The sequence below is a fragment of the Paenibacillus sp. N3.4 genome (genome assembly GCF_008017805.1).
In the GTDB taxonomy this organism is placed as follows: domain Bacteria; phylum Bacillota; class Bacilli; order Paenibacillales; family NBRC-103111; genus Paenibacillus_E.
In genome coordinates, this window is the sequence record NZ_VRTT01000028.1 from 13,782 (window position 1) to 28,100 (window position 14,319).

Genomic DNA, 14,319 nt, shown 5'->3' on the forward strand with positions numbered 1-14,319 from the left:
ATGAACTCAGCAAGGCTTATTTGATTAAAATACATAGAGTTATTTTTTTAACGAACTCCAGACGCTTTATTTCAAGTAAAAGCTCCTCATTTTAATAATTATGGACTACATAACGTCGCTTCAGTTCGTTAGATGAATGGAGAGGCTCATTTCGCGTCGATAGAAACGCTACGGTTCGTTAGCATAGACAACATAAGTATGGAGTTGCTTCATTGTTTGAATGGCTCCTGTTGTGGAACTTTGTTTTTTTATTCCCGATCACAGAATGGTAGAGAAGCTAGCTTCAGGCCAGGTTTATCTCACTTCCTCACCATGTTTCAAGACAAGGTATTAGCCTGATGCAAGCTCTAATGGTTTCTATCGTTATCCACATTCAATAGCTAATATAAATTGTGGATAACTTAATTATGGACGAACTGATTGAAAGTGAAGTGACTGTCGTGAATCAACAATATCAGCTAACCGTACAAGAAGTGTTGGATCGTCCAGTGTTCCAGCATGCCTATCTTGCAGCCGGGAAAAAGGGTCTACAGCGCCTTGTCCGATGGGTTCATATCATCGAGGTTATTCAGTTTGAACAATTGCTGCAAGGTGGAGAAATGATTCTTACGACAGGGGCAGCATTTAAGCACGACACAGAATCGTTTATGACTTATTTGAAACAGCTGATCAAAAGGAATGTGTCGTGCCTGTGTATCGAAATGGGACATTATTTAAGTTCAATTCCTGAAGCATGGATTGCTGCTGCCGAGGACTATGATTTTCCACTCATCATTTTTCCTCAAGCTGTGAGATTCATCGATATTACACAAGATATCCATTCGCTTGTTATCAATCAACATCATAAAGCGCTGCAGGATCTAGAAAAAATTTCACGTGAATTTCATCGCATGACCTTATCTTCGCAAGGCGTGTCACACGTGCTTGGGCTGCTCCAAAGCAGCACGAAGGCGCATGTCATTTACGTACCGCTTGACGGACAACCCAAGTTTATTCCGCATCTGGGAAGCAGAGAGTCAGGGCGTTGGCTAGCTTTGCTGCAGGATCATTTGACAGAGAACTTAGAGAATGGACATAGGGAATCACCTTTCTTATTTGAAATCGGGGGACAAACCATCATCGTGCAGTCCGTTGGTGCCATGGGGAAGACTTGGGCGCATATGATGATGGTGCTCAGTCGCAAGCCGACGGAATATGAGTATTTGATTCTGGATTCTGCCTCATTGTCCATTGCACAGGATTTGCTGCGCAAACGGTACATGGAAGAACGCAAGCTGTATTCCCAAACGCTGTGGGTAGATGATCTCCTCCATCTTCGCATGCGGGACGAAGAGCAAATCAAGGCTCTGATCGGGGCCGAGTACAAACGGCTTAATGAAAGGTCCTACCATGTATGTATCATTGAATTTGAACAAGAACATTTAGGTGGACAAGAGAATGAGGGAGAAGGCATTGAATCCTTAGGACTTCATCTATCACTGACTGTACGATCGGTGTTTGAGCAGCATACGTTTTATCCGCTTATGACGCTGAAAAATAACAGACTGGTTGTTGTTGCCTTCGATAAAGGGACGAAAAGGCCGCCCAAAGAACGGTTGCAGCATGTTTTTCAGTCGCTTCAACAGATGAAGGCCGAGGAAGAAATCAAGCTGACCATTAGTGTTGGTCAAAGCAACCAAGGGTTTATGCAAGCTTATATCAGCTATCGGGAAGCTATTCAAGCCATTTCTTTGGCTCCGACTTGGCAAGGAAAAGTTTTGTTTTTTGATGAACTTGGTGTCTTTCAGCTGTTGTTTCACATTGCAGACAAACAGGTGCTGCATGCCTTCGTCCGCGCCTACCTAGGACCTGTTCTGGACTACGATCAGATAAAGGGCAGCGAACTGCTGCGTACGCTTAAGGTGCTCTTGGATCACGACGGCTCCAAACAAATTGCGGCACAGCAGCTTTTTATCGTTAGGCAATCGCTTTATTATCGCTTGGAGAAGATAGAGGAGCTACTAGGATCCGACTATATGCTTCCGGAAAAACGCTTGGCGCTGCAAGTTGGCATTCGCGCCTATCAACTGCTGAATCCAGACGTGAAATTGTGAAAATAAAATGTGAAGTTTCCTTACATTCTGTCTAATGGAACAGGTATCGATTCGTCCTATACTTGGAGACAAGAGAGATGAATCCATATCTAATTAAGGATCATCAAGAGAGGAAGATGAACGATGATCATTGGGGTTCCTAAGGAAATTAAAAATAATGAGTACAGGGTCGGTATGACACCCAGCTCCGTTCTTTCTTATCAAAAAGCAGGACATGATATTCTTGTTGAGACATTAGCAGGACACAGCATCGGTTTTACGGACGAGGATTATAGAGGAGCTGGTGCAACCATCGTTGCAACGGCTGCAGAAGCGTGGTCGGCTGAGATGGTTGTAAAAGTAAAAGAACCGCTTCCCGAAGAATATGCTTACTTTCATGAGGGGCTCATTCTTTATACGTATTTGCACCTTGCTCCTGAGGCTGAACTCACGCATGCACTGGCTCAACATCGAGTAACAGCTATTGCCTATGAAACGATACAATTAGACAATGGAAGTTTGCCGCTGCTTACGCCGATGAGTGAAGTAGCAGGCCGCATGTCCGTGCAGATCGGCGCGCATTTCTTGGAAAAAGCACATGGCGGAAAAGGAATCCTATTGAGTGGTGTGCCCGGCGTGGAGCCAGCTAAAGTAGCGATTATCGGCGGTGGAATCGTCGGAGCAAACGCAGCCAAAATGGCCGTGGGGTTAGGCGCCGATGTTAGCATAATTGACCTTAATCCGGATCGCCTTCGCCAGTTGGACGACCAGTTTCAAGGACGAGTAAAAACGATCATGTCGAACCCTTATAATATCGCTGAGGTTGTGCGTCGCGCCGATCTGGTTGTTGGTGCTGTGCTCATACCGGGTGCTCGCGCGCCACGCCTAGTTACCGAAGAGATGGTGCAAACGATGAGTCCGGGCAGTGTGATTGTTGATGTGGCTATCGACCAAGGCGGATCGATTGAAACGATCGATCGCATTACGACACATGATCAACCGACGTATGTCAAACATGGTGTTATCCATTACGCGGTGGCGAACATGCCTGGGGCAGTAGCCCGCACATCCACGCTTGCCTTAACGAATGTAACGACGCCGTACGGTTTGCAAATTGCCAACAAAGGCTATATTCGTGCCGCTTTGGACAATAAGGCAATAGCAAAGGGAATCAATGTGGTCGCGGGTCAGGTCACCTATCAAGCTGTAGCAGAGGCGCATGGCTATACTTATAGAGACATTTATTCACTTTTGAAGTAAAAAAGTATGTTCTGAGAGGACTTCCGCCTTTGTCGGGAGTCTCTTTGTCATGTGTAAGAAAAACATTGGAAGAGGACATCATCAGAAAAGGGAGGAGGAAGCCGCAGCTTCGCATTGACGCTGAAATTGTTTACATATAAACTGTGATTAAACGTTTCAATTAAGAGCATTTAGGATCACGATGTACATATGCTTTATTAGATTTATTCAAGGGGATGACCTATTTGACGAATTTGCAACGAAGAAAAGACGAAGTTATAGGGAAAATTGCTGCAAAAGCTTTTTGGCAGCCTCTCTTAGACAGTGGGTTATTGTTTCTTGATGATATCCGTGATAATTTTTACTATGCTTCATACTTGTTTGCCGCCTCACAGGAGGAGAACGAGCAGGTAGAGTGGGATCGGGAGCAAGGCAAACGCAAAGCAGAGGAGATTCTTTTTCGTGTTTTAGAGCTCCAAGACCAGCATTCAGACAGCAGTACTTACGGTCATTGGCCTTTAAAACTCAGACCTACGCCACGAGAAGCTTCCAAAAACACGCTGCCAGTAGAATTAATGGGCAGTCTTATGGTTTATTTCTACGAGCGATATGCGAATGTTCTAAATGAATCTTTGCGCTTTTCATTCGAGCAAGCACTTCTTCATATTTATCAAAGTAACTTTTATCGTAAACCTCTTGAGCATTTCGGGCACCATGAAGCCAAGTATACAGCTGCAAAGCTAATTTTCGGACAACGCTATAAGGACAAAGAACTGCTGGAAGACGGCTATCAAAGCTTGCAAAACACATTGAGTCGTATAACGTCCATGGGGATGTCGGAATACGGAAGCCTACCTTGGTTCTGGCATTGGGTACAAGCTTTTACTTGCGCGTGGGAGCTTTCGGAAAACGTCGAAATCAAACATACGTTAGCCCAAATGCTGGATTATTTATGGGCAGAGCGTTCGACCTTTTACTTGGGCGGAGCCTTTGTCGGACCGCATGCAAGAATTTGGCCGCATGATATGCCAAGAGACACGAATGTGCTTCATGATTATGTGCAGTTTGGGGATTTCAAATGGTTAGAAGAGATGCCTAGAACGGAGTATGCGGGATTTTTTGCCTATGAAGCTTCAACTGAAGTTAAACATAAGGCTTTAACACGAGCTATGCCCATGGAAGTCAAACGTCGGGTTCCCAAGGCTGCTGCACTAGCTGCTCACAAAGATGACTGCTTGCACAGTTATGTATATATCACAGAAAATTATGCGATGGGCGGTATCTGGGAGCGGTCGCTTGAATTTGATAACGAGCAGCATCGCTGGGATATTGCTTTGCCATTGGATGCTGTTCAAGGCGCCAATCATGTTTATTTTTTTCATCCAGGTTCTGGTTATTCAGAAGGAGATTTACGTCATCAAAGCGAATACTCAGAAGTGCTTTTTCACGAGAATACCATAATCGCGTCTTATCAGCTCCCAGAAGATCAACCTGATACGATTATTGGCTGTTTGCCTGTAGGCGACTGGGTTGAAGAAACGAGCGGGCTGTTCGGGTTTTGCGGAAATGTGTATATCGCGATTCATGTGCAGCAACCGTATCAACGGGTAGTGTTGGAGGATCGTTCCATCGTTACAAGTAGAGGCAGATCGAACGCTGTAGTCGTAGCGTGCATCGACAAGAACACGGCCAATAGCCTAGGGATTGAGGATGTCCATCAATTTGCAAAGACGGCTAAGCAGAAACAACCAAGCTTTACACAAGTAATTGAGGGAGATTTCCGCATCACGTATATGAATTTCAAGAACGAAATCCTAGTGTTAGGCAGTGGCCCAGATAGCGAGATGTCCAGACTTGTGAACGGTAAAGCTGTCGATTTCACTACCTATACAGTTACTTGAAAAAAAAGAGAAGAGGTCATAACAATGCCATTAATTGATTTGCCTTTGGAGAAGCTTCATACGTACGAAGGACGCAATCCTCGTCCGGACGATTTCGATGCATATTGGGATCGGGCTCTGAAAGAAATGAAAGCTGTTGATCCTCAAATCGAGCTTCGTCCAAGTGAGTTTCAAGTGCCTTTCGCCGAGTGCTTCGATCTGTACTTCACAGGTGTCAAAGGGGCGCGGGTATATGCGAAATACATCCGTCCTAAGCATGCAGCAACCCCTCATCCAGCAATTGTCCAATTTCATGGCTACAGCGGTAATTCAGGTGACTGGTCTGATAAAATTCAATATGCGGCGCTCGGCTATTCGTTTTTTTCGATGGATTGTCGCGGTCAAGGCGGTTTGTCTGAGGACGTTGGCGGTATCAAGGGCACGACACTTCGAGGCCATATTATCCGTGGGATCGATGATCATCCTGATCAATTGTTGTTCCGAGATATTTTCTTAGATACGGCTCAGCTTGCAGGTATTGCGATGAGTATGCCGGAAGTGGATGCAGAGCGTGTAGGCGTGATAGGTGGCTCGCAAGGTGGCGCATTGACCATTGCTTGTGCGGCGTTGGAACCGCGAATCAAACGTTTGGCACCCGTATTTCCGTTCCTCAGCGACTATAAACGTGTCTGGGAAATGGACCAGGCGAAGGACGCGTATCAAGAGCTGAAGGACTATTTCCGTAGACATGATCCACAGCATAAGCGGGCTGAAGAAATTTTCACAAAGCTAGGTTACATTGATATTCAATTTTTGGCAAATCGCATCCAAGGCGAAGTGCTGTTAGCCGTAGGGCTTAGCGATACGATTTGTCCTCCTTCTACGCAATTTGCTGCTTACAACAAAATTACAGCGAAAAAACAGTTGGAAATTTATCCGGACTTCGGTCATGAAACCTTGCCAGGCTTTAGCGATAAGACGCTCCAGTTTATGTTGGGTCTGTAGCGCTACACGTTCACCAGAATCAAAAGTGCCTTTCTCATCATTTAGATGGGAGGGCACTTTTTTTCATTGTATGCATCTGATTCCTATAATAACTAGGGGTGATTCCGGTCATTTTTTTGAAAAGCTGATTGAAGTACTTCATGTCCTGATAGCCTATTCGTTCTGCAATATCACTGATTTTGTGGTTTGTATCCCGCAATTGCTGACAACAAGCCTCTATTCTTGCATGCTGAACATAGGCCATAAAAGACATGCCGGTATGCTTTTTGAATTGGCGATGAAGTTGACGTTCACTAATGGAAAGGCGTTCGGCTGCTTGTTTTAGCGTAAGAGGTGTGTTGACATGTTGGCGAATATGAGCGAGCAAGCTATCTAGATCCTGTAAGGTACTCTTGGGTATCTCCTTTAAATAATCCGCATCGGTAGTACGATGCATATAGACAAGAAGCTGGGCGACAGATGCTTGCAGGATCGTCATGAAACCGCTGCGGCGAGCTGTATATTCGAAATGCAATCTTTCAAACAACGGTTGAAATTCACCATCGCGTTCTTTAAAAGATAGCCAGTAACAATTATCCATAGCCTCTGCAAACAGCAAGGTAAAATCATCCGAGCTGCGACTTGGTTGAGCTTGTAATAATTGTCCTAACCATTCGGCAGTAAAAATGCAATTATAAACAACGAGAGGTTTCATTTGCTCAGTGGAGGATGGTCGAAAGACATGGGAGACACCGACCGGAATGAAGAAGAGGTCTCCTTTGGTTACAGGTAACGACGAATCGTTGATATAATGAGCGCCGCTGCCTTGAGCCACATAACTAATCTCAATGAAATCATGCGTGTGCTGCTGCAAATGGAACGATTCATAAACGCGGTTAACATAAAGAGGCAGATCCGGAAGAAAAAATAATTCTCCCGGTGTTTCCGATACGCTGCGTTTGATGGTCATGTGATGTACTCCTATAATGGCTACTTTGCCCCTAATGAATGTCTGAATTAACCCTGAAATTTTACATGCTCTCATCATAAAATAAGGACAAAGAAGAATCAATCATTGTTTAGATGGAGGCAAAATAAATGGTACATATCGAGGCGGCAACACAACCATTAGAACGAGTTAAACAAGAATTTGTAGAATGGCAGGCACAATGGATATGGAATGACGGGGAGGCGAGTCCGCGAAATGAATGGCATTGTTTCAGAAAATCATTTGAAGTGCCAGCGGATGGTTGGGGCGCAGCTCGCATATTGATAACAGCGGACTCGCGGTATGCGTTATATGTGAATGGGACGAAAGTGGGACGGGGGCCTGTTCGCTCATGGCCTTTTGAACAATCCTATGATACCTATGAGATTGCTGACTTGCTACGCAAAGGGCATAGAAACACGGTTGCCGTATTGGTACAGCATTTTGGTGTTTCCAATTTCTACTATTTGCGCGGCCGCGGTGGTTTGTTGGTACAGATTGAGAGTGAGTCAGATGGCCGTTTCATCGACGAACAAATCACAGATGAGAGCTGGAAAACCTCTTTACACCTTGGTTATGATAGACGTTCAGGGCGTATGGCTTGTCAGCAAGGCTTTGCGGAACGCATGGATGCAAGAGATTGGTCGGCAGATTGGCATAAGCCGGATTTCGATGATTCCACATGGAGTCAAGCCTCTTTAGTTGGATCTGTAGGCTCGGAGCCTTGGTCTACACTTGTCCCCAGAGATATTCCGCTTCTTACCGAAGAGCTTATATGGCCTGTTCGAGTTGAAGCTTTAAAGAAGGTGAAGCCGGTCGCATGGACAGCCTCCTTGGATATTCGCAACCAAATGGTGCCGGAAAGTGTCAATCACGCGAACCCGATTGGGTTCGTCGGCTATGTAGCGACAGTGATCAGGATGGAGAGAGCTGGCAAGGCGATGCTCGGCTTCCTACAGGCGGGATGTTTCCGAGGATGCAGTGTGAATGGGGAATGGCTAGATGCTGATCAATATACGGGTGTTCTACCAGAGCGGTATGCAGAGGTTGATCTGAAGTTAGGCGATAATTTTATTCTTATTGAGACAACTGGCGTAGAACATGGAAGAGCATTGCAAATGGGTGTGAATTGTGATCATCATTTGAAGTCATTTCGCCTTTAGGAGTCGTAAATACGGAGGATTCGCCATTTATTTCTATGGGGCCCTTTACTTCTTTTGAATATGTGGATCACCAATTACTGAGCAATCCCATATTTCAGTATAAAGGATTTGATTTGTTTTCTTCAGATGAGGAGTTGAAGGATGAACTAGATGCAGACGCCTTTCCTTCCTTTAATCGTTATTTGGCTGTTCGTTCGGTGCAATCTGCCAATGATTTGAGTGTTTTTTCCGAATGGATTCGGCCGTTTCCCCTTGCGTTGGTTAGCCGAGATTCCATTTTCGTGCTCAGTATTTGGAAGAAAGAATCCGAAACACAGGCAGTCCCGTATGCGCTGCAGCAGGCTGTCATCCCAAGTGTTGATCCAGCGATTTTGCCTCAATATGAAGGTGCGGATACGGAATTCATCCTTGATTTTGGACGAGAGCTATCCGGCTTTATTCAATTTGAGGTCGATGCAGCAGCAGGGACTATTCTTGATTTTTATGGTTTTGAGTACATGCGCGATGGTTGGCGTCAGGATACTTACGATCTGGATAACACGCTGCGTTATACATGTCTGGAAGGACATCAAGACTATTGCTCCTATGTACGCCGCGGGTTCCGTTACTTGATGGTAACTGTGAGGAGTGCTGCTGAGGCGAGAGCTGTTAAGCTTTATGGCGTAAAGGTTCTGCAGAGCAATTATCCTGTAGCTGAGGTAGGAAAGTTCCAAAGTTCGGATGCGCTGTTAAACGATATATGGCAAATTAGCAAGCACACAACGAGACTATGTATGGAAGATACGTTTGTTGATTGTCCAGCTTATGAACAAGTATTCTGGGTAGGCGACAGCAGGAATGAAGCGTTGGTGAACTATTACGTGTTCGGAGCTACGGAGATTGTTGAGCGCTGCCTGCGGCTAGTGCCTGGCTCGAGGACACAGACGCCCTTATATGCCGATCAAGTACCTAGTGGGTGGAGCAGTGTCATTCCGAATTGGACATTTTTTTGGGCAATGGCTTGCTGCGAATACTATGAGCATACAGATGATGAAGATTTTGCGAGGGAGCTATGGCCGCATATTCGCTTCACGCTAGAGCATTATGGGCAGAATCTGGATGAACGAGGATTATTGTTCATTAAAGGATGGAATTTGCTGGATTGGGCGCCCATCGATCAGCCGAGTCATGGTGTCGTTACCCATCAGAATATGATTCTGGTCAAAACCTTGCGCAGCGCAGTTCGTTTAGCCGAAGCGATCGGAGAGAGCGGGGAGGCGGCTGCGTATGAGCAGCAAGCATTGCGTTTAAGTCAAGCGATTAATGACCATTTATGGAGTGAGGAGCGCAGTGCATACTTGGACTGTATCCATGCAAATGGACCCGTGTCCAAGGTGTTCAGTATGCAGACGCAGGTAATGGCCTACCTGTGTGGCATCGCTGATGAGGAGCGAGCTAAGCAGATCGAAGCATATTTGTTTGCTCCACCAACCGATTTTGTGCAAATTGGCAGTCCGTTTATGTCGTTCTTCTACTATGAGGCGCTCGCCAAAATGGGCAGCAAAGGCATTGATCAAATGATCGCAGACATGCGCTATCGTTTTGGTCAAATGGTCGAGTACGACGCGACGACTTGCTGGGAAATGTACCCGAATTTCGCGGAAAACAGGGCGAATCCCGATATGCTGACACGCAGTCATTGCCATGCGTGGTCGGCAGCGCCGGGCTATTTCCTCGGCGCGCATGTGCTTGGCGTCACCGCCGCGGATAAAGGCTGGCGGAAGGTTGTTGTCGCGCCGCAGCCGGCGGATTTGCAGTGGGCGAGAGGGAGTGTGCCGCTGCCGCGGGAGGGACGCATCGATGTCGCATGGCGACTCGAAGAGGCAGGACGCGTCATGCGGCTGCAGGTTTGGGCACCGCGCAGCGTAGAGGTAGAGATCCGCATCCCGGACGGAATGGACGGGATCGTGGAGCGCTACGAGATGTAGAAGCACAAAGGGAACCTCCGTGGAGGTTCCCTTTCCTTTTACTGGATGATTGAGATGGGTGAAAATCACTTCACTTTAAAATGCACAACTGCACTATATAGCATTTTCCCTGCATTTGGGTCAAAAACAATATGATGTTGAATAGCGAACACATCGAGCAACAGCGCTTTGTTGTTATCGACTTGTTCGTTGATTTGTTTTTCCAGCGTTCTCATATCATAGGCCTGAAAAAACTCGATTTTATTGTCAATGCGGTCCAGAATAAAGTCCATGCGGCATACTCCTTAAAATTCGATAGTGAAATGTTTGAATGCTCTTCTATTATAACGTCAATTTCTGATATAGGAAGTAGTACTGAATAGGCGTATAATGTAAAAATGAAACAATCTGATGTTCCGAGTAAAGGTATGCGTTTTCACACCAAGTATTAGGAAGTGATGTGGTTTTGAAATCTACACGGTTACTGATTGATTTCTTCAAGGAGAAATGGCCGTTGTACGTAGTTGCTGCATTATCAATTTCGGCAGGCAACATTATTCAATCGTATTATCCCAAGCAGCTCGGTATGTTTACGGACCAATTGCAGCAGGGCGGTTTGAACAAAGGCCTCATTATAGACTACAGTTTGAAGCTGCTCTTTATCGGTATATCCTTTGGCATTTTGGTGGCGATTGGCCAGTATATCATTATGCGAAACGGTAGACGCTTCGAGTATGTGTCACGCAATCGGTTGTTCGACCATTTTACACATTTAAGTGCTACTTTTTATTCCAAACACGGTGTAGGCAAACTTCTAAGTTATGTTATGAATGATGTAACCGTGATTCGGGAATCCATCTCGATGGGGATTAATCAAGTTGTCAACTCCACGATATTGATTGCTGCCGTTATTGTGACGATGTTATTCAGTGCGATACCGCTTTACTTAATTATTGTATGTATTTTGCCTTTGCTCTTGATTCCTGTTCTTACCGTTCGGTTCCAACCGCATATTAAGAAGCATTCATTGCAAGTGCAAGAAGCTCTTGGCAAAATGACGGAGTCAGCGGAAGAACAGTTTGGTGGAATCCGCGTTGCAAAGAAGTTTGCAGTTGAATCGATCATGGTTCGCAGGTTTGGAGAAACGGTAGATCGGATTCGAGACAACCAACTGAGATTAGTTCGTCTTTCCTCCCTTTTTGAAGCTCTTATTCCGTTTCTGGGCGCCGTATCGCTGATTATTGCGATTGCTTTTGGCGGCTATCTGACCATTCAAGGACGGATTACGATTGGTAATTTTGTGGAACTGACCCTGTACATACGCATGATGGTCAATCCGCTGCAGCAAATTGGGCGCGTTATCAATGCGATGCAGCGATCCAAGGCTTCATTAGAACGAATCAATGATCTACTGGATTTGAAGTCCGATATCGTTCAGCATGAACTCGATCAAACAGCAGATCTTGATCATGAGGTGCTTCGAATTGAAAACTTATCTTTTGCTTTTCCCGATGATGAGGAAGAGGTTCTTCATGACATTACATTGTCAATTGAGCCGGGTAAATCTATCGGTATAATCGGTAAAACGGGCAGCGGCAAATCGACCTTAGTCAAACTCATGCTGCGGATTTATGAACCGCCAGCGGGCACGATGTGGATTGGAGAGACAGATATTCGCGAAGTAACCTTGGAGAGCTTGCGAAATCAGATTGCTTATGTGCCGCAGGAAGGCTTTCTGTTCAGTACAACAATTCGAGACAACATCGCATTTTACAAAAGAGAAACACCACTTGAACAGGTTAAAGGTGCTGCTAAGAAGGCGCAAATTCTTTCAAGCATCACGTCATTTCCGGAGCAGTTCGAGACGAAACTTGGTGAACGTGGAGTTACCTTATCCGGCGGGCAGCGGCAGCGAACAAGTTTGGCGCGGGGAATCATCAAAGACTCGCCGTTCATGATCTTGGATGATAGTGTGAGTGCTGTTGATTCAGTGACGGAGAAGCATATCATTGACACCATTCGCCAAGAACGCTTGAATAAGACGACGATTTGGATTGCTCATCGTATCTCTGCATTGAAGCATACGGATGAAATTATTGTGCTTCATGAGGGGCGGATCGTTCAGCGCGGCACGCATCAGGAATTGCTTTTACAGGAAGGCTTGTATGCAGAACTCTATGCGATACAAGAAGGAGGGAGTCGAGATGCCCTTGTTTAAAAGCAAACCGCCAGAAGAACGGCAAGCAACAATCGCATCCTTCCGTTCTTTAGCTGCCTATGCGAAGCCGCATAGATTCACTTTTATAGCTATTTTGTTCTGCGCGTTGCTAGGCATCGCTGCCGATCTTTTTCAGCCTTATTTGGTGAAGATCGCGATTGATGATAATTTGATGGTTGGGAAGAATGACTATCACTCCTTGCTAATGATCTGTTTGTTTATGTAGGTCTTTCTGTCAGCAGTTTGTTTTTCAGCTATTTGCAAAATAATTTACTGCAATTTGCAGGGCAAAGTATCGTCGCTCGTATTCGTAAGGATTTGTTTGCGCATATTTTCAAACTCTCTATGTCCTATTATGATAAAACACCGAGCGGGAGCTTGATTACACATGTATCGAGTGATACAGAAACACTGAATCAGTTTTTCACTCAAGTGCTTCTTAGCTTGGTACGGGATGGAATGACCTTAATTTTTATTATTGTGCTTATGTTTCATTTGGACCCTCAGCTGACGCTATACAGTATGATCGTGATTCCAATTATCGTCCTTATCGCGGTTAGTTTTCGAAGGTATATGCGTAAGACATATCAGCTTTCCAGGACGCGGCTGTCCCAGATGGTTGCTTTTGCCGCTGAAAATTTATCTGGTATGCATCTCATCCAAGCTTTCCATCAGGAGAAGGAACAGATGAGTCGCTTCTCGGAACGCAATCATAGCTATTTTCGAGCGAATCTGAGAGAAATTCGTACGAATGTCCTGTTTAACCGTTCTTTTGATATTTTGGGTAATTTATCGGTCGCCTTTATTACCTGGATTGGCGGTATGGCCGTATTTGACAAAGCGATAGAATTCGGGGTTCTGTATGCTTTTATTACGTATATTCGGCAATTTTTCCAACCAATCAATAACATTACTCAGCAATGGAATACGCTGCAATCGACGACGGTATCGATGAACCGGATCTGGCATATTTTCTCCATCGTACCTGAGGTTAAGGACAAGGAGAACCCTGCGAAAATGACTTTGGAGTCTGTAAAAGGAGATATTCGTTTCGATCATGTTCGCTTTGGCTATCAAAAGGACAGGACGATTATTGATGATCTTCAGCTTCATGTCGAGCCAGGTGAAATGATTGGTATTGTAGGTACGACCGGTGCAGGGAAGAGCTCGTTAATCAGCTTGCTTTGTCGTTTTTATGATGTGGAGGAAGGAAGCATACAGATTGATGGCACGGACATTCGGGATATTCCGCAGTCTATGCTTCACCGGATGGTTGGACTGGTGCAGCAAGAGCCTTATCTGTACGCGGGAAGCATTATGGACAATGTTCGGATGTTTGATGAAACCATCTCTCCCGAATTCGTCGTGGAGGCTTGTCGTTTGGTCGGCGCGGATGTGCTGGTCGGACGAATGAAGGATGGCTATGAGACGCGCATTTCGGAGAGAGGGAGCGGGCTGTCAGCCGGAGAACGGCAATTAATTTCCTTCGCGCGTATTATTGTTTTTCAGCCGAAGGTGCTTATTCTCGATGAGGCGACAGCGAATCTGGATTCACAGACGGAGCAGTTGATTCAATCGGCTCTACAGGTTGTCGCAGAGGGCAGAACGTCACTTGTTATTGCCCATCGCATTTCAACGATTATGCATGCTAACCGCATTATTGTGATGAGGCAGGGACAGATCGTGGAAGAGGGGAACCATACCGAATTACTTAAGCTTCACGGCTACTATGAACAGCTGTTTCTATATGCGCAAGGAAATATGGATAAAGCGCACAGCGCCTCCTCCATCAGGGAGAGCGTATAAACGGAATGCCAAATTCGCCGATT

Annotated in this window: 9 protein-coding genes and 1 pseudogene; 8 read left to right on the forward strand and 2 right to left on the reverse strand. The window is 45.5% G+C overall.

Translation table 11 applies throughout. The annotated features are described in order from the left end of the window. Positions 1 to 407: 407 nt before the first annotated feature. From FU659_RS15795 to FU659_RS15810, 4 genes are all read left to right on the forward strand, one after another. Entirely contained in the window at positions 408 to 2,093 is a 1,686-nt protein-coding gene (locus FU659_RS15795) for a PucR family transcriptional regulator (protein ID WP_147948468.1), read from the forward strand. Positions 2,094 to 2,216: 123 nt separating this feature from the next. Then, positions 2,217 to 3,332: an alanine dehydrogenase gene (ald, locus tag FU659_RS15800; protein ID WP_147948469.1), complete on the forward strand. Its 1,116-nt coding sequence runs from the start codon at positions 2,217 to 2,219 to the stop codon at positions 3,330 to 3,332. A gap of 224 nt (positions 3,333 to 3,556) precedes the next feature. Then, positions 3,557 to 5,212, forward strand: a complete 1,656-nt coding sequence (locus FU659_RS15805) for a hypothetical protein (RefSeq protein WP_261807845.1) — start codon at positions 3,557 to 3,559, stop codon at positions 5,210 to 5,212. Positions 5,213 to 5,236: 24 nt separating this feature from the next. Continuing rightward, positions 5,237 to 6,196 (forward strand): acetylxylan esterase, encoded by a 960-nt coding sequence (locus FU659_RS15810; protein WP_147948471.1) that lies wholly within the window; start codon positions 5,237 to 5,239, stop codon positions 6,194 to 6,196. Between the two features lie 37 nt (positions 6,197 to 6,233). On the opposite strand, the gene FU659_RS15815 is transcribed toward FU659_RS15810, so the two are convergent. Continuing rightward, positions 6,234 to 7,145 carry an AraC family transcriptional regulator gene (locus FU659_RS15815; protein ID WP_187274179.1) on the reverse strand — a complete coding sequence of 304 codons (912 nt, stop codon included), beginning with the start codon at positions 7,143 to 7,145 and terminating at the stop codon, positions 6,234 to 6,236. Positions 7,146 to 7,273: 128 nt separating this feature from the next. On the opposite strand from FU659_RS15815, the gene FU659_RS37215 reads away from it, so the two are divergent. Then, a complete protein-coding gene (locus FU659_RS37215) occupies positions 7,274 to 8,326 on the forward strand; it encodes an alpha-L-rhamnosidase N-terminal domain-containing protein (protein WP_261807846.1) in 1,053 nt (350 codons plus the stop codon). 35 nt (positions 8,327 to 8,361) lie between these two features. Continuing rightward, positions 8,362 to 10,293: a family 78 glycoside hydrolase catalytic domain gene (locus FU659_RS37220; protein WP_261807847.1), complete on the forward strand. Its 1,932-nt coding sequence runs from the start codon at positions 8,362 to 8,364 to the stop codon at positions 10,291 to 10,293. Between the two features lie 65 nt (positions 10,294 to 10,358). On the opposite strand, the gene FU659_RS15825 is transcribed toward FU659_RS37220, so the two are convergent. Further along, on the reverse strand, positions 10,359 to 10,565 hold the full coding sequence (locus tag FU659_RS15825; protein ID WP_147948473.1) for a YrzA family protein: 207 nt from the start codon (positions 10,563 to 10,565) through the stop codon (positions 10,359 to 10,361). 173 nt (positions 10,566 to 10,738) lie between these two features. Here FU659_RS15825 and FU659_RS15830 point away from each other — a divergent pair, with 173 nt between their 5' ends. Continuing rightward, a complete protein-coding gene (locus FU659_RS15830) occupies positions 10,739 to 12,490 on the forward strand; it encodes an ABC transporter ATP-binding protein (protein WP_147948474.1) in 1,752 nt (583 codons plus the stop codon). Further along, positions 12,477 to 14,296: pseudogene (locus tag FU659_RS15835) on the forward strand (ABC transporter ATP-binding protein). Before FU659_RS15830 ends, FU659_RS15835 begins: the two are co-directional and overlap by 14 nt. Positions 14,297 to 14,319 lie beyond the last annotated feature (23 nt).

Excerpts from the sequence above, each read along its gene's own strand:
- FU659_RS15795 (WP_147948468.1), top strand. The coding sequence starts at position 408 with ATGGACGAACTGATTGAAAGTGAAGTGACTGTCGTGAATCAACAATAT.
- ald (WP_147948469.1), top strand. The coding sequence starts at position 2,217 with ATGATCATTGGGGTTCCTAAGGAAATTAAAAATAATGAGTACAGGGTC.
- FU659_RS15810 (WP_147948471.1), top strand. The coding sequence starts at position 5,237 with ATGCCATTAATTGATTTGCCTTTGGAGAAGCTTCATACGTACGAAGGA.
- FU659_RS15815 (WP_187274179.1), bottom strand. The coding sequence starts at position 7,145 with ATGACCATCAAACGCAGCGTATCGGAAACACCGGGAGAATTATTTTTT.
- FU659_RS37215 (WP_261807846.1), top strand. The coding sequence starts at position 7,274 with ATGGTACATATCGAGGCGGCAACACAACCATTAGAACGAGTTAAACAA.
- FU659_RS37220 (WP_261807847.1), top strand. The coding sequence starts at position 8,362 with ATGGGGCCCTTTACTTCTTTTGAATATGTGGATCACCAATTACTGAGC.
- FU659_RS15825 (WP_147948473.1), bottom strand. The coding sequence starts at position 10,565 with ATGGACTTTATTCTGGACCGCATTGACAATAAAATCGAGTTTTTTCAG.